We start from the raw sequence: 24,776 nt of genomic DNA, 5'->3' as shown, positions 1-24,776 counted from the left end.
ACCGCCCTCGACGGCTGCGGTTCAGGCGTCTCGACGGACTCGGGCCCGGTCACGTTCTCACTGGCCATCGGTGCATCTTCCTTGATCAGGAGTTACACCGAACGTTTTACAGTCCCGCAGCTGGACGTAGTCCTCGGCACCGGAGGGCAGGGCGGAAACGCATGCTGCCGAGCAGGCGTTGACCAGGAGAGGCAGGACGTCGGTGGCCACCCGAAGGGAGATCCACGCTTGGTGGAGGCCACCCTGCTCGATCGGCCGATCGCAGACACTGCATCCACGGATGGCCGTGGTACCCCAGCGCCGGGCATCAAGCGCTGACAGGTCGAGATCAGTGACGGAAACTCGTGGTGGCTGTAGTCGAGGGAAAGGAGGACGGAGCATGTAGTTGCCGAACAGTGCGCGGGTGCTCACCGTGCTCCGGACCAGCTTTGAGCATCTGGTGATCTCGTAGGGAAACCAGTGCAGCCGGTACGAGGTGTAGGGAGTGAGCTCCTCCAGGCTGGTCATCGCACCGATCTCGGGCGGTATCCGGACCAGGTTGCTCCCGTAGAGCACGAAGTGCTTGACCGCCGTCAGCTTGGCGATGCTCGTCGGCAGGGTGATGACCTGCCGACGCTCCTCGGCACTGAGGTCGACCAGAGGTCGGAACTCCTCCCGCCCGTCCTCCACCGCCTCGTCGATCAACTCCAGCAGATGTCGCCATCCAGCGGTCGAGGTGTCCTGGCGTTCGGCGTGGAAACCGACACGGGCTCGCGGATGCGGCTTGGCCTGGTCGAAGCACACGCACTCATCCCGGTAGGAAGCGCGTCCTACAGATGCCGGGTCCGACGTGTCGCCCCACCGGTTCACAAAGAGTCTCGGCTCTTCCTCATCCGCCATGTGGCCAAGATACGGATCTTCATCTGGCCGGCCCAGTGCTTAATGGCCAGTGGAACCCGCTCCCTGAGCCGCCTCCAACGATGGGCAGGCGGCCGGGTTCGTCGTCACGCCAGTCCCAGAATCTGCGAACCCGCGCGTTTCCGGACGCACGGACGGCAAGTCGTCCTTACTGCTCGCCTTCAACGGCGCCGTCCTCGCCGGCCTCGCGTCCGTCGCCGACAAGAACCTGCCGACCGCGACGAAGGTTTTCGGCGCACTCGCCGTCCTCGCCCTGGGCGCGGCCGCCGTGCTGCTGCTCCTGGTCGTCAGGCCCCGCCTGCGCGGCGACGACAAGGCGTCCTTCCCTTACTGGGCACGCCTGGACGAAGACGAGATCCGCGCCTGCATGGACGGCGACACCCGAGCCGCCCGCGTCCGGGTCCTGTCCACCCTCGCCGTACGGAAGTTCACCCACCTGCGGCGCGCGGTCGACCTGTCGCTCGCCGCCCTGGTCCTGCTCGCGCTGGCCGCCGCCGGCCTCGTGCTGTGACGGCGGCCGTGCCCCGCACGCGACTGGAGCGCGTCCGCGCCGCGGCCGGGATCGCCTCGCTGGCTCTCCAGCAGATCGAGGACGACCTCAGCGCCGACGACGTCGACCAGGAGGAGCTCGCCGCGATCCTGCGCGAGCTCATCGAGGACACCGACCCGCCCGGCGGGTTCATGGCCTCTGTCGCGCAGCTGCTTTCCGTCGCCGCGCGCCGTGCCGAGCAGGTCGAGCCCGACCGTGACGGTGACGCCTCCTGTCCGCTGCACGAGGCCGCCGCACTGATCACCGACGAAGCTGGGCAGCGCCTCATCTGGGCTGCCCGCGCCCTGCACCCGCAAGGAGATGGCTGAGATGGCGAGCGAGAAGGCGACGAACCCGCCCCGGGAGCAGTGCACGCAGTGCTGGTTCCACGCGTACGCCAGCCGCGAGGCCCATGCCGGGCTCGGTCCGCGCGAGGACTGCCCGCAGCGCGTGGACCACATGAAGAACGGCCACCCCGCCCACATGATCGTCAGCTGACGGCGCTGCGCGACGCCGCCGTCCTGCTCCCCCACCACCGCCGGGCAGCGCTCCATCCACGTTGCCCGGCATCCCTTCACTCCCAAGGAGAATCGGTATGACCGAGCTGGTCTACCCGGAGATGCCCGATACTGGTAACCCGGGCTATTGGAAGTTGCGGAATCGCCGATCTTCCTCGGTCTGGCGGAGCTGCTCGCGTATACGAGTCCTGGGGCGGACGTCGGCCGGCTCAGGTTAGTTAGCCTCCCCCAGGTAGCTCAGGGCTTGGCGGAAGTCGTCGAGGGCGGGCCCGAACTCGCGGGCGGCGGTGTGGAAGGTCGATCGGTCGATCAAGATCCTGGCCAGTGTTCGCGTTCCGTCTGTCGGATCGTGCTGAGACAGCCGACGGGCCAGACCCACTCCGTCGTCGAACAGGGAGCGCACTCGCTCCGCGAACAGATGGGTACGGTTCTCCCAGTAAACGGCGGAGCGGACGGTGAGGACCCGATGCAGCCGGACCAGTTCGGCCAGATGCTGGTCCGGATCCTCGGTGGCTCGCGCAGCAAGGGTGTCCACCTCTTCACGGAGGGCATGACGGCTGTCGAAGTAACGCCGCTTGGCATCGGGCGACCACTGCATGGGCGCCGCCCCCGAAGGCGGACGCGGTCCATCGGGCGCAGACCGATCGCTTTCGGCACCGGAGAAGGTCAGCAGCACCGCCCAAAACGACGCCTGATAGCCACTCCAGGACTTCCGCTCACCGGTATCGGCCAACTCCGTCAGCAAGGCGAGTGCCTCTTGCCGCACGAGGGCCGCCTGCCCTCCTCGGCCGTGGGTGTCGAGCATCCGCGCGTACCCGATGAGCGAGTAGAGATGGCAGGCCATCGGGCCGCGGTCGTTGGCGGCTTCGGCCGCTTCCATGCTGACGAGTGTCTCGAACGCGGCGAGTGCTTCGCCGGACCGGCCGGCGTCATGGAGAGCGGCGATCCACTCCAGGAGTGACCAGGCGAGAGCCCCACTGCTGGGCCCGTCGGGCAAGATCGCTGCGACCAACTCGGTCATGGCATCGGCAGCCTCGGCATACCGGCCCTCCTCGGAGAGTCCGGCAGCCCACTCATGCAGCCCTTTGACCACGGGGCCTCCGGATAGTTCAGCCTGTGCACGGCCAATGGCGAGCATCTCGGCGCGCATAGCGAGCCCTTCGGCGCGTCGACCCAAGCTGTACAGCTCTCTCTGGCACGTGTCGAGGGCCTCGTACAGAACGTCCGCGCGGGCAGGTTCGGCCGGATCCATGGACCGCGCCACGGTGACTGCCTCCTCGCACAGCGCGAGGCAGGCCGCATGCTTCTTACCGGAACTGGTGTCGTAACTCAGACGTTGCAGCGCCCTGGCCAAGAGCGGCAGGTACGAGGCGGGGCTGACCTGGGCGAGTACTCGGTACGCGTCGACTTCCTCGCGCGGCGTGCGGCGCCCCGATGTGAGCAGCACATTCCGAGCTCGCACGATGTCGTCCTGATCGACTTTCCCCGAGTGATTCATAGCGGAGATTCTGGATGCTCCAGGGAGAGCCGAACAAGGCTCGTCACCTGTGCCGTTCCTCCTACGAAAACTACCTCTGACCTGTCATGATGGGTGTGACATCACTTTCCCGGGGCGCATACTGGCAGCTACGGCTATTCAGACTTGCGAAATTCCCGACCTCAAAGTCCGCTGCATAGCCGAGCCTTGTGTTGCCAGCGTCGTGGGACCAGGCCACCGCGCAGGTGATGGAGATACCCAGTACGTCGCTCAACACCGACGCTCGGATCTGAGCTGCAAGATCCAGTAGGGCTGTGTTGCGGCTGGCACGAGCGCGGATGCCGAGCCGGTTGAGCCGTACTGTCAGGTGGCTTGCGGTCATCGCTTGTCCGGCGCGGCCACCCGGGAAGAGCCACGGGCCTTGCTCGTTCTGTCCCAGGACGGCGAAAGCCTGCCGGCTACGGGCGAGTTCGAGGAGCAGCGATCCAAGCGGCTCTGGAATCTCAACTGGACGGGATCCCAGCTGGAGCTGAACGCCACCAGCTCCAGCAAGGATCTTGTCTGTCGTCAGCTGGGCGATGCGGGACACCGGCTGGCCGTAGAGCACGACGAGGCAGCCAGCCACCCTTTCGGTCAGGGCGAGGTCGGCGTCGTGGAGAAGCCGTCTGCTGATGTGCCAGCGCTCGTCCTCTTCAGCGAGTCGCTCGGTGCCGCGCGACGTACCGCGAGGGGGAACGTGCACCGCGACATGTGGCCTCGTGCAGCAGACCACATCAGGAAGCTTCTGGCCTGTGTGTGCTTTCGGCCCGCCTGGGCCAGCCAGTCGTCGATCTGGGCCTGATCGCAGTTGCTCAGACTGCTTCCGCGCTGACGCAGCCAGCGTTGCAGAGCAACCGCCGCGTAGATGTCGTGCCGCACGGTCTGGCACTGCCCGTGCGTAATGGGGCGACGTCGCGCGCGGGACCGGAGACGCCTGAGGTGCCCCCACGTGGCGAAGCGGCTGATGAGCGCTCGCTCCTGCGGGTCCTCGACCCGTTGGAGAAACGCGCGGGCTGAGGCCCGGCTGGCAGATGGAGTGGCCCGCCGCGAAGGCCGGCCTCTGGCACAACCCCGTCAGCTGGACCAACCGCAGCGACTTCCCGCTGTAGATCCGCCCCGGGACAGGCGAACGGCGGACAACCAGACCGCCTGCCCCGGGCCCATCCATCCCGTACGAGACGAGACGGAGAACCCAAGTATGTCGTCCCACCTGCGCGTCCAGGGCCGGTTCGGCCAGCCCACCCTCTTACTGACGACCGCCGCCGTGCCGTTGACCGGCTGGGCGGTCCACGCGGTCGCCCTGCACAAGCAGCTCGCCGCGACCCGCCGCGATCCGCTGACCGGCCTGCTGCGCCGCGACTCCTACACCGCCCGCGCCCGCCGGCTCCTGGCCCGCCACGGCGACGACACGGCCGTGGTCATCGTCGACCAGGACCACTTCAAGGCCGTGAACGACGACTTCGGGCACCCGGCCGGGGACGCCGTCCTGACCGCGACCGCCGCGCGGCTCACCGCGTGGGCGGGCCCGCGCGCCGCCATCGGCCGCCTCGGAGGCGATGAACCGTTGACTGAACTAGCTCGATTGTTTTCGCAGGTCAGGGGGCCCTTCTGCTAGCTTCCGTGGATGCTTGGACGTGATCCCGAGAGGGAGTTAGCGAGCTTCGTGCTGCCCGAGGCCGGACAGCTTGCGGAGACGGGAGATCGATGGAGGCCGTTTGTCCTCCTGGACGCGGACGGGGTCGAGGTCGAACCCGTGGCCGCCTTCTTCGCGGAGCTGCTGGCTTGTGACAAGCCAGCAGCCACGATCCGGTCGTACGGAATGGATCTGCTGCGTTGGTGGCGCTTCCTGTGGGGCTGGGGGATCGCTTGGGATCGTGCAGTCCGGTCGGATGCTCGGGACTTCGCCCGCTGGATGAAGATCGCGAACAAGCCCGCACCGCTGCACTGGCGCCACCGACGGGACATCAAGACGGGGACAGCACCAAAGCCAGCAACAGAGAAGCTGCCGCCTGGAGCCCCCAATCCGATCACGGGAAAGTCGTCACCAGGGCCGAGATACGCGCCGACAACGCGAGCGCACTGCGAGACCGTCCTGCGGGCCTTCTACGACTTCCACCTCTCCGAGGGAACCGGCCCGATCCTGAACCCGTTTCCACTGGATCGCTCGCGGCGTCATGGCAGGGCACACGCTCACCACAACCCTGACGAGCGGTTTCGCCACGAACGACAGGGCCGCTACCGGCCGACCATCCCCAAGCGAGCGCCTCGGCGGATCCCCGACGCGATGTTCAACGCGCTCTTCGCCGCGCTAAAGCACGACCGTGATCGAGCTCTGCTGGCCTTCTGGGTTTCCAACGGGGCTCGCGCTGAGGAACTGCTCACCAGTCGGCAACGCGACGCGCTGCCCGGCCAACAGGTCCTGGGGGTGGTCCGCAAGGGGAGCCGGGCCTATCAACAACTCCCCTGCTCAGCGGACGCTTTCGTCTGGCTGCGGCTCTATCAGGAGAGCGCCTGGCGGGCTGGGGTGCCCCGCGGGGGGAACGAGGGGCTGTGGTGGACGTTACGCCGCCCGTGGCGTCCCCTGAACTATCCGGCGGCCCGTGCGATGTTCAACCGGGCCAACAGCTTGCTCGGTACGAACTGGACTCTCCACGATCTCCGACACACCGCCGCCTATCGGCTGGCGAGGGATCCGAAGATGCCGCTGACCGACGTGCAGTGGGTGCTCGGCCATGCACACCTCTCGACGACACAGCTCTATCTTCCGGCCGACCGGGATGAGGTGATCGAACACGTTCGGGCACACCATGCCCGACGGGCCAAGTTCGCCGAGCGGACTCCCGCGCCCCCGGCAGCCGGTTACAACCCTGAATCCCTCAACAACCTCTTCGGGACTGCCTGGTGACATCGACGGAGACCTTGTCCGCCGCGACGCATATCGCGCCTCCCGCGTCCCTGAGCCTGGCCGGGGAGGCATTGAAAGCCGTGGCTTTGCGCTTCCCGCCCAGACCTGCGGAGGACGACTGGCCGACCACTGCCTGCGCGCGAGCCGACATCCTGGATCGTCTGGAGCAACCTCCTCTGCGGCCAGCGGACGTGAGACAACACCGAGCCAGAATCCGCGGAGCTCGCCAGATTTTGCAGTGGCTGGAGACCTTCCCTGGGACCACCTGGCAGCAGCGCTGGAACGCCAGCCCCGCGAGCACGCGTCCTGGCAATGACTGGGCCCGGTTGGCACCCGGCTGGATTGGAACGGCTGCTGGCTCCTCGCAACGGCAGGCACTGTCGGGAGGGCTGCTGAGTCTGATCTGCGCAGACGTTGTCAGGCCCGCCCTCCCCTGGCTGCTGTCACGGACCTCGGCCAACATGACGAGCCTGCGGATTGGGCTGATCCCTGCCCGTGCCCCGGAAGGTTTCGCCCAGCTTGAAGCGATGATCGACTCTGCCACCTGGTCGTCCAAGGTTGGGCGTGATGCCCTGCACTCCCTGGTCAAGATCGTGGCCGCAAAGGGCGGCACCTTGGCGGACATCACAGTCGGCGACGCCGTGGAGTATCTCGCCGCACTCAAAGCGGCGAACAAGACAGCGAACGCCAAGGCGCGCGGCAACACCCTCTTCTACGCCTGGCTGCGCGATTTGGGCACCCTGCCGGCAGAAGCCCCCAGCTCGTTGCGCTACCTGGCCAACACCAGTGGGCAGGTGTCGATGGAGCAGCTCGTCGACCGGTTCGGTGTCCGCTGTCGCCCTGTCCGAGATCTCTTGGTGGACTATCTCAAAGAGCGGCAGCCACGTCTCGACTACACGTCCCTGAACAATTTGTCCCGGCACCTGGCCAGCAACTTCTGGGGCGATCTAGAACAACATCATCCAGGGATCGACTCTCTCCACCTGGCGCCCGAGGTGAGCGCGGCCTGGAAGCAGAGATGCCAGACCCGCATCGAACGGCGCCGCCAGCCAGACGGCAAAGTGCGTGAAGTAGTGACCGGACGCGCCAACGTCGCCAGCATCATGCTCTCCGTCCGGGCGTTCTATCTCGACATCGCCCAGTGGGCCATCGACGAGCCGGCACGCTGGGGGCCTTGGGCGGTGCCGAGCCCGATCAAGGACGCGGATGTCGCTGTCGTGAAAGACAACAAGCGGCGCAAAGCCCGGATGGACCACCGGACGAGGGAACGACTTCCGGCTCTCCCTGTCGTCGCCCGAGCGGCTTCATCATGCCTGAAAGAGGCCGCAGCCCGACTACAGGCTCTGATGAACACCCCGCCAGGCGGTCAGTTCGCTTTCGCGGGCGACACCTTCAGGCGGGCAGCGAAGGACGGCACGACCTGGGCGGTGAACATCGCCACCGGCCGGCGCGTCGACCTGGCCCTCGCGGAGAGCCGCGCGTTCTGGGCCTGGGCGATGGTCGAGTTTCTTCAGCACACCGGTGTCCGCATCGAGGAGATGCTGGAGGCCAGCCATCACAGCCTGATCCAGTACAGACTGCCCACGAACGGCGAGATGGTCCCCCTCCTGCAGATCGCGCCCTCCAAGACCGATGAGGAAACGAGTCATCCTGGTCAGCCCGGAGCTCGCCGATGTACTCAGCGCGATCATCGCCCGCATCCGCGACCCGCGCACCGGTGCCGTCCCCTACGTCTCCAGCTATGACATGGCCGAGAAGACCTGGAATCCGCAGATGCCACTACTTTTCCAGTGGTGCCGCAGTGGCGAGAGCTCCCGCCTCTCCCCGAAGCTCCTGCGCCAAGCACTCCAAGAGGTGCTGTCCTCCACGAATCTGACCGACTCAGCCGGACAGCCCTTGGACTTCTCGCCCCATGACTTTCGGCGGATCTTCATCACCGACGCCATCCGCAGCGGCCTTCCCCCGCACATCGCGCAAGTCATCGCCGGGCACACCAGCATCAACACGACCATGGGATACAACGCCATCTACCCCGGCGAGGCTATCGAAGCCCATCGCGCGTTCATCGCCCGGCGCCGAGCACTCCGACCCAGTGAGGAGTACAGAACCCCAACCAACGAGGAATGGGATGCCTTCCTCGGGCACTTCGAGCGACGCAAACTGTCCATCGGAATCTGCGCTCGCGCATTCGGAACTCCCTGCATCCACGAACACGCGTGTATTCGATGCTCCATGCTTCGACCGGATCCGGCTCAGAGACACCGCCTCGTCGAGATCCGCGACAACCTGATCGCTCGAATCACCGAAGCAGAACAGGAGGGATGGCTCGGTGAGATCGAAGGGCTCCAAGTCAGCCTCGCCAGCGCAGAGGAGAAGCTCACCCAGCTCGATGCAGAGCAAGTCCGTCAACGCCAAGTGACCGATCTCGGCATGCCCCGCTTCAGCCAGATCACGACACGAATCAGTACGGCAAAAGAACCTTCGAGTTAGGCGAGCTTCATCCACGCAGATGGACTCCACCGACCCGTCCTCGGCCGCGACCCATGTCCTACGGGCGGCGGGCCAGCAAGTGGGTGTCGAGGAAGCCTCGCTCGGACGCTGGGTCATGGAGCAGCCGGGCGAACGTGACGAGCCCGGCCGCGGCCAGCAGCTCGGCGAACCGGTCCGCCGGCCAGCTATATGCGGGCGTCACCTTGTGGTCGAAGCGGACCGGCTCTGGTCCCTCCGTCCCGAAGAAGGACAGCAGGAGCAAACCCCCTGGTGCCAGGACACGCACCTGCTCGGCGAGCAGCGCGGGCAATTCTCCAGGTGGGGTGTGGATCATCGAGTAGTGGGCCAGCACTCCGCCGAGTGCACCGTCCTCGATCGGCAGGGCTTCCATTCGTGCTTCGTCGAACCGCAGCGCCGGATGGGCCCGCCGGGCGTGGGCGACCATGGCCGGGGAGAGGTCGAGCCCGAAGGCGTCCAGCCCCAAGTCATGCAGCATGGCCGTCAGATGACCGGGGCCGCACCCGACGTCGGCTACCCGCAGGTTCCCCGTGGCACGCACGAGCTCGGCGAAGGTGCCGATCATGTTCCGCGCGAACGGCTGCGTCTCCAACCGATTAGCGAACATCGACGCATACAGCTCGACGACCCCGTCGTAGGCCGTCCTGGTCTCATCCTGGTGTTGTAACACGGGGAGGAAACTAACACCCGCGCCGTTCGCAGCCGTTCTCCGGCCCCATACCGGCCCTTCCCTCCTCAGGACTGAGCGTCCCGTCACCTGATCACGGGACGCTCTCGTTAGTTCAGAGAAGAGTTCGCCGTCGTCCTGGAGCTGCCCTCCGGCCGCCTGGAGCAGCGCCTCGCGCAGCTGGTCCGCATGCTGCACACCCCCGTCGCCCTCGAGGACGGCCGCACCGTCGACGTGGCCGCCTCGGTCGGCGCCGCGACCCCGCACACGGTCGGCTCCCGCGACCTGACCGTGCTGCAGCGGGCCGCCGACGCGGCCCTGTACGACGGCAAGCACTCGGGCCGCGCCGCCGTCGCCTCCCCCGCGCACACCACGGTGCCGTCCATCAACGGCCGCCGCGCCGGGCGCCCGGGAACGGCCGTTTGGGGGCGGGCAGCATGAGCACCGCCACCCTCCCGCAGGGCGACTGGATTCGCGGCATCAGCGTCCAGCAGCCGCACGCCACCTGCATCCTGACCGGGCAGAAGGGCATCGAGAACCGCCCGAGGCGCACCAGTTGGCGTGGCTGGATGCTCCTGCACGCGGGCCAGCGGATCGACCGGCCCGCCCTGCGCGTCCCGCTGATCGCCCGCACGATCCGCGGCCGGGAGCTGACCACCGGAGCCGTGATCGGCATCGCGCGCCTGGTCGACTGCCACCAGGACCCCGAGGGCTCCGAGCCCTGCACGCCCTGGGCGCAGGCCGGCACCTGGCACCTAGTCCTCCAGGACGTCCACGAGCTGCCGCTGCCGGTCCCCGCCGTCGGGCAGCTCGGGCCCTGGAAGCCGACCGAGGACCTGCTGGACCGCGTGTTTCAGCAGCTGCCCGACTTCCGGCCGTGACCCGCCCGCGAGGTAAGAAGGCGCTGTTCGAGCCGGGCCTGGTCCCGGCTCCCGGCTCCCTTCTCGAATGGCGCGACAGTCAGCACTTCGACCGCTGGCAGGACCGCCCCTGCGTGCTGTGCGACAAGCCCACGCCGATGCGCTCCCACTACGGGGAGCCAGTCCACAAGGCGTGCGCGGAGGACTGGATCGCTGCAAATCCGGTTGAGGCCCGCCTCGGCCGGTTCGCCTCCGACCTCCAGCCCAAACGCCGGCGCGACGACGACCACGCCTGACCCTCCCGACGGAGGCTCCCTTGAGCAGCACCCAACGCGACGTCGACCACGCCCTCGCCTACCCCGAGCCGCCGGCCTCGCCGCTCTGGCACCGCCACGACGCGAAGGCCCGGCCGCTCACCGACGCCCAGCGCAAGCGCAACCGCGAGCTGCTGGACATCGCCCAGCGCAAGCCCCGCACCACCGCAGCGTAGGAGGGCCAGTCGATGTTCACCGACATGAAAGAGGCCCTCGAAGCCGAGGCCCTCGAACTCACCCCGCTCGGCAGCGACCAGTCCGCCGCCTCCCTGGTGGTTGCCCACCACGCCCGCGACAAGGACGACCTGGCCGACCTGCTGGGCGCGCTCGGACTGCCCTGCGCCGAAGACGACCTCGTGCGGCTGCTTCCGCACCTGGCCAGCCCTGACACCCCCACCGGAGATTCCATGACCGTCAACGCCCTCACCGCCACCGCCGCTTCCATGCTGAAGAACGGCGACAACCCCGAGCACGTCCGCAGCACGCTCGGACTGTCGGAGAGCGAGCTCGCCGAAGCCGTGAAGCACGCCGACCTGCCCGCCACCGTCCCGGCCCCGGACACGGACGACAGCAGCAGCACCCCGGAGGCGGCTGCCCAGGCGTCCGACGGCACGGCGGGCACCGACGGGATCGAGGCCCTGCTCGCGTGGGCGGAGAACCACCCCGCCGCCAGCATCCGCAACAGGGCCGCCCGCGTCCGCGCCGACCTCACCGAGCTGACCGAGCGCCGCGCCGCCGACGCCGCCCAGCGGGAGGCAGAGCAGCGCGTCGCCAAGGCCAAGGCCGAACTCGAGGCCGCGCAGGCGCACCTGCGCGCAGTGAAGGCCGGCGGCCGTCCCACCTCGGCGGAACAGGACGCCACGCCCCTGGCCCCCGCCACGGCCCCGGCCGCGACCGGCAAGCGCAGCAAGGAAGAGCTGGCCGCGATCCGGACGTGGGCGCGGGCCAACGGCTACCAGGTCGCCGACAAGGGCAACCCGGCCAAGGCCGTCCTGGACGCCTACGACGCCGCCCACCGCACCACCGCCCTGGCGGAGGCGATTTGATGGACACCAAGAACCTCACCGTCGACGGCTTCCTCGACACCGTCCCCACCCCCGGCGACGCGCCGTACACCGCCCGGTTCCAGCTGATCGTCTCCCCCACCGACGACGCCGTGGACGACGTGACCTGGTCCTGCACCACCAGCAAACCCGGGATCGTGCACGCGCTTCTCACCGAGATCCAGCCCGGCGACCTGCTGCACGTCTCTGGCGTCCTCGCTCAGTCCGACAACCCGGCGGAGCCCGCCCGGCTGACCGTTGACGCCCTGGAGGTCCTGGCCGCCGCCCCGGCCCGGGCGCTTCAGGAGATGGTTTTCGACAGGTACGGCGACTACGTCGTGGTGTTCGACGCCGACACGGACACCGTCCCGGTCTTCACCGCACTCGGGCAGTGGGTCGGCAGGGCGGCAACCCCCGACGCCATCGGCACGCTGATCGAGACCCACGAGCGCGTCAACGGTGGTGATGGGTGATGGCTACGCCCACCGCCCCGTCCCGCACCGTCCTGGAGCGGTTCCCTGCCGGAGGCCCCCGCGGCTCGTGGCCGGCCGAAGAGTACGCCGCTGCGCAGCGCGCCCAGGGCACCAACGCGCAGGTCGTGATGGACCTGCCCAGCGATCAGTTCCTCGTGGTCACCGACGCCACCCAGTAGGCAGCACCCCGGAGCGCCGCGCCCCGCCCTTCCCGGCCGGGCGCGGCGCTCCGTGTGCTCCCGCCCCACACCACCGAGCAGGAGGCTCTCCCCTTGCGCCCGATCCGTCCGACCTCGACGCCCGCCGGCACCCGCACCGCCAACCCGGAGCAGGAAACCGCCCGATGATCCGTCGCTTCCGTCGCTGCGGCCACGGCCACGGCGCCCTCACTCCCGAGGACCAGGCCGTCGTCGACAAGTTCCACGCGATGCTCACCGCCGTACGCCACCCGGAGCCCTGGACGCCCGGCCGCTCCCAGGACATCGCCGTGCGCGTCGGCCCGTTCCTCGAGCGCGCGCACACCCGGCCCGGCGACGACCACGGCACCAAGATGATCGCCATTGCCCTAGTCCACCCCGACACCCCGCACGCCGCGGCCTACCGCCACGGCCGCCAGCTCGGCTACACCGACCGCGGCTGGCTGCGCTGCGAGACGACCGCGATCCTCGGCCTTTGGCAGCCGGCCTACGCGATGCTCACCCACGCCGCCGCGAACCTGCCCCTCCCCGACGACGCCGGCATGGGCCCCGCCCACTACGGCGTCCACGTCGAAGCCCGCCGCGCCGACGGCACCGGCTACACGCTGCTGCGCCTCGGGCCCTACACCCAGACCTGGCTGGCCTCCCGCGACGCCGACCTCCTCAACACTGAGCTGGAAGGCCGCGCCGCACTCGTCATCCCTGGCTTCACCGTCACCGCGAAGGACGCCGTATTCCACGTCAGCGACCACGACACCTACGCCGACCCGCACGGCGCCGACGTCACCGCGCTCCTGGCCGACGCCCTCGCGGGGGTGAGCGCGTGACCACCACGGCCCTGTACGAGATCGAGACCAGCGAGGGCGACGAAGGCACCATGCACCCCAGTGGCGGCACCCGGTGCGGTCCGCCCGGCTCCGGCTGGACGTCGCGGTCACGGACATCCCGCCCTTCGGGGCGGGCGCCGAGCCCGCCAGTGGCTGACCGCCCTCCCGCCGCTCCTGACGCAGTACGGTGTCACGGGCCGGTGAGGATGTCGTGGGTGCCGATGCGGCGCCAGATGACGTGCTGTACGCCCTGGACCATCTCGGGGCCCCTGACGACCGTGCAGTAGCCCTTACCACCACGTACATTCTCAAGCTGCGCGATGCACGCTGAGGGAGATTCGTGAGGTGCGGCGCGCGGAAGGTAGGTGCGTGACGCCCCGGCTCCGGCCAGCGGCTGTCCGGCACAGCCGCCGGCCGGGCGTGCCGGCCATCGGGCCGTCTAGCAGGTGGCGCCCAGGCAGACCGTTTCCAGGAGGGTCAGCAATCCGGTGCAACCGCATGTCAGCGCGTACGGGGTTCCGTCGATTTCGACGGGGTCCGTCTCGGGAAGGGCGTGGAGCTGGGCCAGCAGTTCGAGGTCCCGGTTTTCCATGGGTTTCTCCTTTTCTGTGAGTGCGGCGGCAGACGTTCTGCCGCTCAGGCCGGCAACTGGACCATCCAGTGCCGCGGAGAGGCGTGACGGAGCCGGAGGAGGAAGGCCAGGATTCCGGCGGACCCATCACTCCAACTGGTCGAGACGTCCCCGTACTCGTTGGGGAAGACACAGTGGCCGTTGCGGTGGGCCCGCTCGGTGAGGATGAGGCGGGCCAGCTCTTCGGCCATGGTGCGGTAGGTGGCATCGCCTGTGGCGGCGGCCATGTCGAGAAGGAAGTCCCCGTTGCCGGCCAGCCCGTGGCACTGGGTGAGGGCGGCGCGGGAGGCGTGTTCCGCCACGGCGTGCGTACTGCGATGAGCGAGGTCGCGGAACCTGTCGTCGCCGGTGACCTGCCACAGCCGGATGAGGAACGTGCCGATGCCCGCGGAGCCGTGGCACCAGTACGGGGATGTGGGCGCGTCGGTGGCCTGCGCGGGCCAGTGGGCCGTTCCGCCGGTGAGTACGACGTTGGCCAGCAGGTCCTCGCCGGCTTTCACGGCCAGCTCCCTGTGCTCGGGGCGTTGTGAGACGAGCCCGATGGCGAGCAGGAAGCAGCCGATGCCGGCCGTTCCGTGGGCGAAGCCGAGGTAGCGTTTGCCGGCCGCCCGGGAAACGGCTTCGGCGGGGACCGCCCAGCTGACTCCGGATGGTTCGTGGCGCGCGGCGTCGACCAGTCGGTCGGCGGCGTCGATGGCCAATCGGACGAAGCGCGGATCGCCGGTGCGGTGCCACAGGTGCAGGGCGGCGAGTCCGCTGCCCGCGGTGCCGTGGGTGATGTCGTGGCTGGGCGTGGGGTTCAGCGGGGCCAGGGCCAGGGCCAGCGCGTGGTCGGTGAGCCTGCGGTCGTCGATGGCGCGCCCTGCGTCGTAAAGGGCCCAGGCGATTCCGCGGCCGCCGAAGTGCAGGCCGGGACGTGTGGAGCTGGTGTCCGTGTGGCGCGTGACCCAGTGGCCCGCGGTGGAGATCACCTCGGGCATGCGGGGGTCGCCGGTGAGTTCGAAGTATCTCGTCAGTACTGCCAGGACCCCGGCAGCGCCCTGCTGCACCGTACAGGGGTCGGTTTCTCCGGCCCGGGTGGACACGGGCCACAGCCGGGCGTCGTCCCCGGGCGTCATCGAACCGATGAGGTGGTCGACGAGCCCGGCCACCGCGTCCTGGTCCCCGTCGTCCTGTTCCGGCCGCGCGGCGACGCTCTGGGCGGCGCAGCCGGCCGCCGGTGCCGTCCCGGTCGGCGTGGTGAGGGCTGCCGTGCGCAGAACCGTGCGCGCCCGGTGAAGGTCCCAGCGCGCGGCGGGATCGTCCCTCGTCAGCCCGAGGAGCATCGCCACCAGCCCGTCCGGTAGCCGCAGCCGTCCGGCGCAGGCGGCCAGCCATGCGGCCATCCGCTGTTCCATGGGCCTGGTGGCGGGCTGGTCGGCCAGCAGGGCCGGGACCTTCCCGGCCAGGACGAAGCACGCGGTGGCGCCGACGCTGTAGTAGTCGGCCGTCGGGGACACGGGTGCGTCGGCCAGGCGTTCCGGGGCGCTGAAGCCCGGGGTGCCCAGCCGCGTCGGCGCGCCGGACGCCGCGCCGGGCACGGCGAGTTCCAGGTCGATCAGGCGCAGTTCGCCGTCCGGCCTGACCATGACGTTGCCGGGCATGAGGTCCCGCAGGACGCAGCCGTGGGCATGGGCCTCGGACACCAGGTCCACCAGCCGTGCGACGACGGCGAGGGCGTCGGCGCTGTACCGCTCCGCGCCGACGTTGCGGAAGTGCTCCGCGACCCACGTGCGCAGGCTGATCCCGGGCACCTCCTCCTGCGCCAGGAAGAGGTGCCCGGCGTGTTCGAACAGCTCCAGCGGCTCCGGAGCCAGATGCAGGCCCTTGAGCCGGTCCAGCATCTCGGCCTCGGCGCGCAACCAGTCACGGACGTCCCGGCCGGAGGCGTCGGCCTCCACGTGCGGCCGGGCCTCTTTGATCACCACCGGGGCACCCGTGCGGACGTCGGTTGCCCGGTAGACACCGCCCTTGTTTGTGTGCCGGATCGCTTCCCGTACCGCGAAGTGTCCGCCCAGCATCAGTGCTGCGCGTTCCGGGACCGGCCTGCGGGGCGAGGAAGGCGCCGTGGCGGGGAACGGGCAGACCGCCCAAGGCGGCGGCAGGTACTGGCCCGTTCGCTTGTCCTCCACGGGATTGCCGTCGGGATCGCGGATGAACCACACCAGCAGTCCGTCTTCCGACAGCCGTCGCCGGCCGACGAACGAACCGTAGCGGTAGTGCACCAGGCTTCCCGCCGCGTAGGGACAGTCGGACAGGATCGGGGGCCCGGACAACCCGGCCGTGGCCCGGTGGAGTTCCTGTGCGAGCCGCGCCGCAGTGGTGTCACAGCGGGGGTAGACGGTGAGGAACTTGCCCGAGCTGCCCCGGGGCGTGCCACGGGAGTTGAGGGCGCTCACCTGCTCCAGGGACCGGGCGAACTTGAACGCCGAGTCCTCCCGCAGCAGCACATCCAGCGCCCGCGCGAGGACCGTCGGCGCAGAGGCGGCCGTCGCCGACACGTGCAGCTTCCAGCCCTGCTCCGGTCGCGTCCCGGACCGGGGCACGACACGGCACCACATCTCGTCCGCGTCGGTCGTCCAGCGCGCGTCGGCTCCTGTGGCGCGCATCGCCTCGTCCAGAAGACCTTCAAGTACGCCTGCAGCAGTGTGAGTCGTCATGCTTGCTCCTCCCCCGGCGAGAACCGCGAGGCCCGCGCGTGCGGGTGCGAACCGCGACGAGGAGATGCCCAATGGCAGAGACACGCCAACACAGCCACGGCCGCAATCACCCCATCAGGTAAGCGCGCGGCGCCGTCACCCCGCCCGAGGGCACGCCCGCGCACACCCGGGGGTCCTCAGGGGCCGAAAGGCGCATCCCGTCTGAGGCATCCTCTGTGTGGTGTCGGAGTACGGCTTTCGACGAGTAGGCCGACGCCGGGCTGAGCTACGGAGCTGCTCACCCTGGGGGCGAATACTGCAACTGTCGAATACCGACACTTCGCCAGTGCGCCGCTCCCGACGAGGGCCGCACCACCGGCACCGGGCTCGCCGTCCTCGCCTGGACCGTCGCTTCTGCGTTCGCGCTGCGCGGGCTGACCCTGCGCCCGGCGTTCTTCACCCACATTCACAACGCCGGTCACCAGATCGAGCGCACATCCACCTCCCGGCCCCGGCCGTCCGGACGCCAACGACACCCCGGACAACGTGCACCCGCTCCAGAAGCGCTGACCTGCCGCCCTGCCTGGCTCTCGCCCGCCCCGCGCGGGCGAGGACCGGACAGGCCGACCGGCCGCCCGCAACACCCCACGTCCCGCAGCGGCTTCCGCCGGCGGGCGCAGCACTGCCCGCCATCAACTCTGTTGGAGGACACACCGTGCTCATCCCCCGCCCGCGCCGCCGGATCGGCCGGCCCCGCCCGCAGCGCCCCGGCCCCCGCTACCCGCAGCGTCCCGCCCGGCTCCACGGCGCCTGGAACCGGTGATGCCCCGCCCCCGGAAGAAGGGGCGCCGCCGCGAGGTCAAGAAGGTGCCGCGCAGCACCGCGACCTTGCCGGAGTACGACCGGCGCACCTGTCCCGAGGGCCTGGTCACGCGCCGCCAGTTACGGGACAAGGGCCTCAGCCCCGGCGGGCATGGACCGGTCGCGGTCCTGCGCAGCAAGGGCTGCTCGTACCGGCCCGACCAGTCGTGCAACCACCCCACCCGGGGCTGGCTCTACGACGTGAGCCTCGCCCGGCCGAAGCGGACGCCGACGCTCGCGCAGGAATGGGCGCTGGACCGGGCGATGGCCGCGCGCCAGACCTGCCCCCAGTGCGGCCGGCGCTACTACTTCTGCCTCCCGCTGCGCACCCAGGGCTGCTGCGACCCGTGCGCCAGGGGCTACGAGCCCAGCGCCGACAGCTACTTGCCGTCCACAGCCCCGGCCGTTCACCGGCTGGCCGCGTGAGCCAGCCCCGTCCTGACCGTCCAGGCCGGGACGGGGCCCGCACAACCGGGCGGCCGCAGCACCGGCAAAGGCCGGCCGCCCGCTCCCTCATCCCTTCGAGCTCGGGAGAGAACCCAGCATGCAGCATCGCCCCGCCGTCTTCGCCGCCCTTCTCGGACTGACCCGCGCCGGAAGCGCGATCGGCGATTGGTGTGTTAACACGGCGAGGGCCGTGTCCACCTTCCCGTGTGTCTCGGTTAGAGACCGATCTGGAACACCAAGTCGAGCTCGGTGGCGTTCAGGCTGTCTCGGATTTCTCGCGTCCACGCCTCGAGCTTGGATGCACCCCTGACGGTGGAGCTCGCACGACGTCGGCGGCTCCGCTGGCAGCGGTCTATTGCGGTAGCAGTTGATCGTTTCCCCAATATCCTTGCCAGGTGCAGCTGACCCTCTTGGACCGCGTCGGTGAGACTGAGGCCATTGCCCTGGCCGGCCCCGACGCGGACGTTTTCCTTGTGTCCGGCGCAACCGTTGCCCTCGGTGCCACATCAACGGTCATCGTTGCGGAGGCTGGCGACGACCCTGCGGCCAGCGGGGTGTGGAATGCCGAAGAGTTCCGCCTGATCGGACCTGCTCCTGCTCCGGTCACGTCGAAGCTCATGGGGCCCATGCCCTTCAGCACAGCAGGGGCTCCGGAGGAGGCCCCCCTCCACCTCTTTGTACGGCTCGATGACGTCTGCCTGTACCTCGGCGTGGTGCAGGTCTCGATGTGTGAAGCCAGCGAGGACGTGCTCAGCCGCTGCGACCTGTGCATCAGCCCTCCGTTGAAACGCGAGATCCTCGACTTGGTGCGGCCTCCGGTCACGCTGCCGCCTATTCCGGACCTGGACTGGCTCAGCGACGTAGGAGCGAACCCCGGCAGGGCTCTGGAAGGCTTTGTCACCGGTTGGTACCCGGAGAGCAGCACACAGGCCCCGGACGTCGCCATGCCCGACTTCATCCCCAGGGCACTGGCTGGCTTCTATCGGCTGGCCGCGCGGAGGCCGGCCATTATGGGCGGCCACAACCGGATCGTGCCGATGCCTGAGTTGCGCGCGGAGGAGGGTGCGGAACTCCTTGTCTTCGGTGTCGAGTGCCAGGGAGGCTGGACTTGGTCGATACCCCGGACAGCGGGTGACACCGATGTTGATCCCTCCGTAAGGCTTGAGGACGCCCGCTTCGAGGACCGCCGTTCCGCGGCAGAACAAGAACCGCTGAGTAGATTCCTCCTGCAGTTCGCCTTGAAGGAAGCAGCGGTCACCGCACCTTACGGGGCCTATTCCTTCGACCTTCCGAGGCGATTCCTGCCGCAGCTTGAGAGCTGTCTGCAGCGCGTTCCCCTGCAGCCGTTCCTGGCACCGGTAGCGCCGACAGACCTCCTGGTTGCTTCTGGGCTTGTCGCCACCGTTACGCCTGGTTGGGACGAGGACAAGGTTGAGGTCCGCGTTGGTGCTAGTCACCGGAGCGCGCTGCACCCGCTCGTGCAGCTCGACATCCCTTGGCGGAGCTTCGATGGCTGACCCCCTGCAACACGGGTTGGGTTCCACCATCAGCGGAGGGACAGCGGGACTACGCTTCTGGCGTTGTTCCCCTCGTTCGGAACGGGTGCCGGGGACACGCTGAACCTGCTCAGCTCGCGTCGGAGTCGGTGAAGTTCGTCTGTGTGAGCTCGGTGTGGGTGCGGACGAGCTTGCCGGTGAGTCGCTGGTTGAGGTCTCGCAGCCGGGCGATGCGACCCTCGCGCGGGTCGGGCTGCTGGCCGGCCGCCCAGGCGGCTGCCCGCCGCTTCTCGAACTCGTCCTTGAGGTGGTCCCAGGTCCGGTAGAGGGACGCGCGGGAGATGCCCGCCTCACGGGCGAGCGTCTTGACGTCGCAGGCGCCGCCGGGCGGGATCTGCCCGGCCAGTAGCCGGTCGATGGCCGCGCGGATGCGCCTCTCGATCTGGTCGCGCTGCTGCTGGCTGAGAGCCATGTCATCCGGCCTTTCCGGCTGCCGTGTCGATCTCTTCCAGAACCCGCATGGACCGCTCGTGCTCGGCCCTCAGCCGGTCCTTCTCTCCGGCCGGGATGCGAGGGCTGGCCATCAGGACGGCGCCATTGTCCGCCGTGGTCTGCCAGACGGATCGGTGAACGATGTGGTGGGTGGCCTGCGGGCAGCGGGAGCTGTCACACAGCCCGGTCAGCGGAGCTGCGGCGGATCTGGTGCCGGCGAGCTTGAGACACAGCGCCTTGGCCGGGTCCTCGAACCAGCAGTAATTCGCGGCAGACAGGTGCAGGACGGACGCCTTCTTCTTGAGTAGCAGCTCGATCTGCCGGTCGGTGACCACCTTCGCCGGGCCCGGCCTGTGATCGGCCAGTTCTTCCTCGACGGCGCGGAAGGAAGCCAGCAGGGCGTCGGCTCCCGGGCCGGCGGGCATCTGGCCCTGTTCGAACTGCCGGTATGCCTCGACGGTCCGCTTGAGCTTCTCCTTTGCCTCCTCCTTCTTCCACTCATGGTGGAAGACGGCCTGGGCGCCGCCCGGCCGGCCGGCGTATCCCTCGCTGGTGGCCACCTGCAGGTGCTTGAAGTGAACCTTGGTGGCCAGCAAGCCACCAGGGCGGGCGGCCATCTCGACAGACAGCGTCCGCCGCAGACGGCGGGGATGCACCGGCTCGTCGGGGATCGGCTCCAGGCCCATGCGGCGCCCGGCGGGCGAGGCGACCCACTGCCGCAGCCAGGTCATGGCCCCGTTGGACTCGAAGCCGTTGAACGCGCCGAACAACGGTTGCCCAGGCCCAGAGTCCGTGAGCTGCTCGGCCAGAGCGATGACACGTACGACTTCCTCGATGACGACCCACTCGTCGACCTCGCCGCCCCATAGACGCCCTTTGACGACCTTGCTGACCAGGCGGTGCCGGGCCAGGCCGGTGCCGTCGGCGTCGTCCGTGCGGCGGCAGCCGACCGTCAGCTCCATCAGTTCGCTGGACCGCATCCCCGTCAACGCGGAGGTGGCGACCGTGCAGGCGTGACCTGCGACCCGGATCAGGGCATCAGCGGCCCTGTTCGACAGGGGCAAGGACCAAGGGATCAACCCGCCGGTATCCGCGCGAGGGGCGTCGGCAGGGTCGCGACACCAGAGGTACTCGGTGCCGACCTCTGCGACCGCCTCTTCCAGCAGCGGCCGGGTCTGCGAGAAGAGAGCCTTGTGAATGTCGCGGTGTCCCGTCGGCCGCAGCAGATGCTGGAAGTTGGTTGTCAGCAACGGATCCTTCGGGTCCCACCCCAACCGGAGACGCTTGGTCACCTGGAAGTCCTCAATCCGCGGCAGCGGCTGCCCCCTCCGCACATGTTCCTCGACAAGCTCGGTAAGCCGGTCGCCGTCCCGCAGATTTCTTGACCACTCGACGTTGCGCCAGGACTCGCGCTCGGTCTGCAGCTGGGTCCGCAAGTCCACGATGTGCGGTCCGAGCACGTCGCCCAGGTGCAGGCATGCCGTCAGCAGCGGCCGCAGGACACCGTCGTCCAAGGGCTCGGTCTTGATCACCACCTGCGGTCGGGACGGTGCCCCGGTCACGACGCGGGGCGATCGTGCGCCCCAGGGCCGGAAACCGGGCCGGTGCCGATCGGCCGACAGCAGCTCTCCGTAGTCGGTGATGTCCTGCATGGCCGAGACCACCGTCCGCAGCGAGCCGCCGGCCTTGTTCCGCAGGACAGCGCCGGTCTCCTTGTCCCGGACGATGCCGTACTCGCGCAGGAACGCCTCGCAGTGGTCCTGGGTGACTGCGGCGAGCGTGGTGATCCGGCGCTCGTGCAGCCAGTTCAGCCAGAAGGTGAGGTGGTAGACGCGGGCATAGATGGTGCGCGGGTGGCGCGGGAGCCGGCGGGCCCTCGGCAAGGCGAGGAGGCGCTCGTCCTGGGTGGCGATCCAGGCCAGGGCGAGTTCCTCGGCGACCACGCGCCAGGGCCGGTGGGTGATCCGGTCGAACAGCACGTTCTTCTCCGTCACCTTCATCTGCACCGGTGCATCGGCCCAGCCGACGAACGACCACACGTCGTCCTCAAAGCGAGGCCGCGGGCAGCCGCCCAGCCAGTTCAAGCGGGTGGTGGCGGCGATGTCGGCGCCGGCGAACGCCGACGGGACCGCAGGCTCCGCGGAGACAGGAAGCAGGCTCACGACGTGGTCTCCTCTGCTCGCGGCGGTAACTCGGCGTCCTCGTCACCGACCTTGCGCTGTGCCGCCGCGATAGCGGAGTTCTCGAACCGCGGCAGGATGTCCGCCGACAGGCGGCGCGCGTAAGGAGCGAAGACGGCGGCGAACTGCTCGCGCGGCATCTGGCGGAACTGCCGCGCGAAGAAGGCCTTCAGCCGCAGCAGATTCGGCAGGTGACGCGGGGCGAACAGCGCCAGCGGGCAGAGCAGGCAGACCCAGGGCCGGGCCGGACACGGCTGCCCCTTCGGCCCGTGCAGCCCGGCGAACTGGTCGGCGCAGGACCCGCTGAACACATCCTGCTCACCCGACAGCAACTCGGCCAGGGCCCCCTCGGCCAGGCCGAGGCGGCGTGCTTCATCCGGCAGCCCGGCGGCGCTGGCCGCCTCGTCGCGACCAGCGGGGCACTCGCGCGCCGGAGCAGATCGTCCTGCGCGTCTCGGGCGATCTCCTCGACCACCGCCTTCTGCGCCGGAGTCGCGGCCGACAGGTAGTGATCACCCTCGACCTGAGGCGAGTGGTTCGGATCGACCGTCGCCCGCAGGGACCACTGCCGCTGACCGCGCTGCGCGATGAACGTCGTCCGCAGACGCCGGCGGTCGATGCGCAACGGACCGCCGTCGTCACCGTGCAGGTCGTGGGCTTTGACCCACCCGCGCATCATGTACTCCTCGAAGGCCGCGCGGGCCAGCCTGCCTTGCCGCGTCACCAGCCACACGTGCTCGACCAGCTCGGCCGGGGCATGCCTGCGCAGCAGGGCGCTGTGCTGCAGCCACTGCTCCAGCAGCCGCGACGCCCGTGGCGACAACACCAAGCTCTCGTCCGCCGTGCGGCCCTTGGTGTAGACCAGCAGCGTCGCCTGCCTCCCGGTCCAGCGGATCCCGGACAGCTGGATCTCGAAGCAGTACGTACCTTCGTCGCCGTCGCGGAAGCCGGACAGTTCCAGAACGCCGCCGCCGACCTGTCGATCACCCAGCAGGCCGTCTCCAAACGCATCGCCACGCTGGAGCGCACCCTCGGCGTTCGGTTGTTCACCCGTGCCCCACGCGGCGCTGAGCTCACCATCGACGGGCAAGCGTTCCTGCCCCACGCACGCGAGCTGCTCCGCGTCGCCGAGCGTGCGGGCGCGTCCGTGCGCCCCGGCCGCCGTCCGCTGCGCGTCGACGTGATCGCCTCGCGCAGCGCGCAGTCGAGCCTGATGCGCGGCTTCCACCGCGCACACCCCGAGATCGACCTCGACGTGATGATGCTGCTCGACATCGAGACAGCCGTCACCGCCATACGCTCCGGTGCGATCGACGCGTCCTTCCGCGCCGTCGCCCCGCCCGGCCGTCCCCTTCCCGAGGACATCGCCTCCGTCCGGGTGCTCGACGAGCCGCTCCAGCTCCTCACCGGCCCCGCCCACGCACTGGCAAGCGCCCGGTCGGTGACCCTCGCCCAGCTCACCGGACACCGGATCTGGATGCCCGGCATCGCCCCCGGTACCGAATGGGGCGCCTACTACGACGACCTCGTCGCCGAGTTCGGCCTCACCATCGAGGTGACCGGCCCCAACTTCGGCTCCGACGCGCTCCTCGACACGATCGCCGACACCCCGGCCCTGGCCACCTTCAGGGCGAGCACACCCGCCTCATCTGGCCCGACGGCCACGGTCTGCGCCGCATCCCGGTGACCGACCCGACGCCCGTCTACCCGCACTCGCTCCTCTGGCACCGCGACAACCCCCATCCAGCGCTGGCCACCCTCCGCACCCACCTCGCCGCCACGACGGCCGGCCAAGACGCCGCCGGGACCTGGAGGCCGGGCTGGGTGATTCCGCGCTGAACGACGCCGCGTCTTCGATCACTGTGGCCGGATCGACGGACGGTGGCTCAGGGGCAGACGTGGCCATCGACACACTCCTGATCTCCCCCCGTATGCCTCCACCGCGAGCTACAGCGACATCGTCTTCGGCCTGCTCACGCTCGCCGGATTCGCCTACGCGTCGCAGCTCGCGAACCTGCCGGGCCGGAAGATGTAGCGCATCGACCGCTCGGCCAGCCCTGCCGGAGGCAGGCAGTCAACGGCGGGCGTCTCCAGGGGCGAGCAGGCTCGTCAGCTCGGAGATCGCCTCCGGGGCGGGCTCGGAGTTGGCGCTGAAATGATCAAGCAGAGCCTTCAGCACCGTCTGATCCGGGTTCGAGAGCACGCTCCCGGATCATCTGCCGCAGGCTCGTGCGGGCCGCGGCCAGGTCTCGCTCAAGCTCCTGGACGTGATCGGTGAGTGGCCGGAGCCGGGCCAGCTCGTGTTCGAGCTTCCTGTTGCCCTCCGTGAGTTCGGTGATCCGCTCAGTCAGTTTGCCAGCATGCTGACCAGCTGTGGTCGGAGCCATGGGGCGGATTCCAGCGGTCGTTGCAACAGGTTGAGTGCCGCAACGGTGTCGGTTGCGGCGATGATCAGTGTTGCCAGTCGGTTTCGCCGCCTGGGCCAACCAGGACGGGATCGATTCCTGAGCCGGTGAGGTTCCACGACTCGTAGTCGGGGTCTGGCTCGATGCTGAGCCGAGTGCCGTCGTCGAAGCCGAGGGACAGGGTGCCTTGCCCGGTGACCTCGGTTTCGACGACGCACTTGGCGAACAGGTCGAGTACCGGCGCCAGGGACGGTCCAGTAGCTGGCATCACTAGTAGGACTCCGTTAGGTCTGTCTGCTGGCCGTGTTCAGGGGCATGAGGACTGTGTGGAC

General features: G+C 69.2%; 26 protein-coding genes and 3 pseudogenes. 19 read left to right on the top strand and 10 right to left on the bottom strand.

Annotation, left to right across the window (positions count from 1 at the left end; translation table 11 throughout):
• Positions 1–57: 57 nt before the first annotated feature.
• Positions 58–879 carry a leucine-rich repeat domain-containing protein gene (locus tag ALMP_RS12120; RefSeq protein ID WP_264926949.1) on the bottom strand — a complete coding sequence of 274 codons (822 nt, stop codon included), beginning with the start codon at positions 877–879 and terminating at the stop codon, positions 58–60.
• A 169-nt stretch (positions 880–1,048) separates the two neighbouring features.
• On the opposite strand from ALMP_RS12120, the gene ALMP_RS12115 reads away from it, so the two are divergent.
• From ALMP_RS12115 to ALMP_RS12105, 3 genes are read left to right on the top strand one after another with little or no spacing between them, the layout of a single operon-like run.
• A complete protein-coding gene (locus ALMP_RS12115) occupies positions 1,049–1,408 on the top strand; it encodes a Pycsar system effector family protein (protein WP_309299462.1) in 360 nt (119 codons plus the stop codon).
• Between the two features lie 8 nt (positions 1,409–1,416).
• Positions 1,417–1,755 (top strand): hypothetical protein, encoded by a 339-nt coding sequence (locus tag ALMP_RS12110; protein WP_264926948.1) that lies wholly within the window; start codon positions 1,417–1,419, stop codon positions 1,753–1,755.
• 1 nt (position 1,756) lies between these two features.
• The gene (locus ALMP_RS12105; protein ID WP_264926947.1) at positions 1,757–1,924 is read left to right on the top strand and encodes a pRL2-8; all 168 of its coding nucleotides are present in this window, start codon (positions 1,757–1,759) and stop codon (positions 1,922–1,924) included.
• A gap of 234 nt (positions 1,925–2,158) precedes the next feature.
• Here the strand turns inward: ALMP_RS12105 and ALMP_RS12100 are convergent, their stop codons facing one another.
• The gene (locus tag ALMP_RS12100; protein WP_264926946.1) at positions 2,159–3,442 is read right to left on the bottom strand and encodes a hypothetical protein; all 1,284 of its coding nucleotides are present in this window, start codon (positions 3,440–3,442) and stop codon (positions 2,159–2,161) included.
• Positions 3,443–3,842: 400 nt separating this feature from the next.
• On the opposite strand from ALMP_RS12100, the gene ALMP_RS12095 reads away from it, so the two are divergent.
• From ALMP_RS12095 to ALMP_RS12075, 5 genes are all read left to right on the top strand, one after another.
• Positions 3,843–4,262: a hypothetical protein gene (locus tag ALMP_RS12095; RefSeq protein WP_264926945.1), complete on the top strand. Its 420-nt coding sequence runs from the start codon at positions 3,843–3,845 to the stop codon at positions 4,260–4,262.
• Positions 4,263–4,658: 396 nt separating this feature from the next.
• Complete coding sequence (locus tag ALMP_RS12090) at positions 4,659–5,075, top strand: GGDEF domain-containing protein (RefSeq protein WP_375803470.1); 417 nt, start codon at positions 4,659–4,661, stop codon at positions 5,073–5,075.
• A gap of 48 nt (positions 5,076–5,123) precedes the next feature.
• Positions 5,124–6,365 (top strand): site-specific integrase, encoded by a 1,242-nt coding sequence (locus ALMP_RS12085; protein ID WP_264926943.1) that lies wholly within the window; start codon positions 5,124–5,126, stop codon positions 6,363–6,365.
• Positions 6,362–8,110 (top strand): hypothetical protein, encoded by a 1,749-nt coding sequence (locus ALMP_RS12080; RefSeq protein ID WP_264926941.1) that lies wholly within the window; start codon positions 6,362–6,364, stop codon positions 8,108–8,110. Before ALMP_RS12085 ends, ALMP_RS12080 begins: the two co-directional genes overlap by 4 nt.
• Entirely contained in the window at positions 7,998–8,855 is an 858-nt protein-coding gene (locus ALMP_RS12075; RefSeq protein ID WP_264926938.1) for a site-specific integrase, read from the top strand. Before ALMP_RS12080 ends, ALMP_RS12075 begins: the two co-directional genes overlap by 113 nt.
• A 58-nt stretch (positions 8,856–8,913) precedes the next feature.
• Here ALMP_RS12075 and ALMP_RS12070 read toward each other — a convergent pair whose 3' ends face one another.
• The gene (locus ALMP_RS12070) at positions 8,914–9,543 is read right to left on the bottom strand and encodes a class I SAM-dependent methyltransferase (RefSeq protein WP_264926937.1); all 630 of its coding nucleotides are present in this window, start codon (positions 9,541–9,543) and stop codon (positions 8,914–8,916) included.
• Between the two features lie 129 nt (positions 9,544–9,672).
• Here ALMP_RS12070 and ALMP_RS12065 point away from each other — a divergent pair.
• The 8 genes and pseudogenes from ALMP_RS12065 to ALMP_RS12030 all read left to right on the top strand — a co-directional run.
• Positions 9,673–9,981, top strand: a pseudogene (locus ALMP_RS12065) (diguanylate cyclase domain-containing protein); the annotation flags it as partial.
• Complete coding sequence (locus ALMP_RS12060) at positions 9,978–10,421, top strand: hypothetical protein (RefSeq protein WP_264926935.1); 444 nt, start codon at positions 9,978–9,980, stop codon at positions 10,419–10,421. The pseudogene ALMP_RS12065 and the gene ALMP_RS12060, both read left to right, overlap by 4 nt.
• Positions 10,418–10,696, top strand: a complete 279-nt coding sequence (locus tag ALMP_RS12055; RefSeq protein WP_264926933.1) for a hypothetical protein — start codon at positions 10,418–10,420, stop codon at positions 10,694–10,696. Before ALMP_RS12060 ends, ALMP_RS12055 begins: the two co-directional genes overlap by 4 nt.
• Before the next feature lie 20 nt (positions 10,697–10,716).
• Positions 10,717–10,890: a hypothetical protein gene (locus ALMP_RS12050; protein ID WP_264926931.1), complete on the top strand. Its 174-nt coding sequence runs from the start codon at positions 10,717–10,719 to the stop codon at positions 10,888–10,890.
• Between the two features lie 12 nt (positions 10,891–10,902).
• On the top strand, positions 10,903–11,760 hold the full coding sequence (locus ALMP_RS12045; protein ID WP_264926929.1) for a histone-like nucleoid-structuring protein Lsr2: 858 nt from the start codon (positions 10,903–10,905) through the stop codon (positions 11,758–11,760).
• Positions 11,760–12,230: a hypothetical protein gene (locus ALMP_RS12040; RefSeq protein ID WP_264926927.1), complete on the top strand. Its 471-nt coding sequence runs from the start codon at positions 11,760–11,762 to the stop codon at positions 12,228–12,230. Before ALMP_RS12045 ends, ALMP_RS12040 begins: the two co-directional genes overlap by 1 nt.
• The gene (locus tag ALMP_RS12035) at positions 12,230–12,409 is read left to right on the top strand and encodes a hypothetical protein (protein WP_264926925.1); all 180 of its coding nucleotides are present in this window, start codon (positions 12,230–12,232) and stop codon (positions 12,407–12,409) included. The genes ALMP_RS12040 and ALMP_RS12035 overlap by 1 nt, the downstream gene beginning before the upstream one ends.
• A 164-nt stretch (positions 12,410–12,573) precedes the next feature.
• Positions 12,574–13,254: a hypothetical protein gene (locus ALMP_RS12030; protein ID WP_264926923.1), complete on the top strand. Its 681-nt coding sequence runs from the start codon at positions 12,574–12,576 to the stop codon at positions 13,252–13,254.
• A 439-nt stretch (positions 13,255–13,693) separates the two neighbouring features.
• Here ALMP_RS12030 and ALMP_RS12025 read toward each other — a convergent pair whose 3' ends face one another.
• Complete coding sequence (locus ALMP_RS12025; RefSeq protein ID WP_264926921.1) at positions 13,694–13,846, bottom strand: VenA family class IV lanthipeptide; 153 nt, start codon at positions 13,844–13,846, stop codon at positions 13,694–13,696.
• 44 nt (positions 13,847–13,890) lie between these two features.
• Entirely contained in the window at positions 13,891–16,584 is a 2,694-nt protein-coding gene (lanL, locus tag ALMP_RS12020) for a class IV lanthionine synthetase LanL (RefSeq protein WP_264926919.1), read from the bottom strand.
• An 801-nt stretch (positions 16,585–17,385) separates the two neighbouring features.
• Here lanL and ALMP_RS12015 point away from each other — a divergent pair.
• Both ALMP_RS12015 and ALMP_RS12010 read left to right on the top strand, forming a co-directional pair.
• Positions 17,386–17,850 (top strand): RRQRL motif-containing zinc-binding protein, encoded by a 465-nt coding sequence (locus tag ALMP_RS12015; RefSeq protein ID WP_264926918.1) that lies wholly within the window; start codon positions 17,386–17,388, stop codon positions 17,848–17,850.
• 416 nt (positions 17,851–18,266) lie between these two features.
• A complete protein-coding gene (locus ALMP_RS12010; RefSeq protein ID WP_264926917.1) occupies positions 18,267–19,388 on the top strand; it encodes a hypothetical protein in 1,122 nt (373 codons plus the stop codon).
• Between the two features lie 109 nt (positions 19,389–19,497).
• Here the strand turns inward: ALMP_RS12010 and ALMP_RS12005 are convergent, their stop codons facing one another.
• From ALMP_RS12005 to ALMP_RS11995, 3 genes are read right to left on the bottom strand one after another with little or no spacing between them, the layout of a single operon-like run.
• Positions 19,498–19,839 carry a hypothetical protein gene (locus tag ALMP_RS12005; protein WP_264926916.1) on the bottom strand — a complete coding sequence of 114 codons (342 nt, stop codon included), beginning with the start codon at positions 19,837–19,839 and terminating at the stop codon, positions 19,498–19,500.
• 1 nt (position 19,840) lies between these two features.
• Positions 19,841–22,021 carry a hypothetical protein gene (locus tag ALMP_RS12000; protein WP_264926914.1) on the bottom strand — a complete coding sequence of 727 codons (2,181 nt, stop codon included), beginning with the start codon at positions 22,019–22,021 and terminating at the stop codon, positions 19,841–19,843.
• Positions 22,018–22,350 carry a hypothetical protein gene (locus ALMP_RS11995; RefSeq protein ID WP_264926912.1) on the bottom strand — a complete coding sequence of 111 codons (333 nt, stop codon included), beginning with the start codon at positions 22,348–22,350 and terminating at the stop codon, positions 22,018–22,020. The genes ALMP_RS12000 and ALMP_RS11995 overlap by 4 nt, the downstream gene beginning before the upstream one ends.
• 593 nt (positions 22,351–22,943) lie before the next feature.
• On the opposite strand from ALMP_RS11995, the pseudogene ALMP_RS11990 reads away from it, so the two are divergent.
• Positions 22,944–23,878, top strand: a pseudogene (locus ALMP_RS11990) (LysR family transcriptional regulator).
• A 235-nt stretch (positions 23,879–24,113) separates the two neighbouring features.
• Here ALMP_RS11990 and ALMP_RS11985 read toward each other — a convergent pair.
• Positions 24,114–24,242, bottom strand: coding sequence for a hypothetical protein (locus ALMP_RS11985; protein ID WP_264926910.1), 129 nt, complete (start codon positions 24,240–24,242; stop codon positions 24,114–24,116).
• Between the two features lie 248 nt (positions 24,243–24,490).
• Positions 24,491–24,721 (bottom strand): annotated as a pseudogene (locus ALMP_RS11980) (DUF6188 family protein); the annotation flags it as partial.
• Between the last annotated feature and the right edge of the window lie 55 nt (positions 24,722–24,776).

The organism is Streptomyces sp. A012304 (assembly GCF_026008495.1).
Lineage (GTDB): Bacteria > Actinomycetota > Actinomycetes > Streptomycetales > Streptomycetaceae > Streptomyces.
The sequence above is the reverse complement of the archived record's forward strand: the minus strand, read 5'-3'. Positions and strand labels throughout refer to the sequence as shown.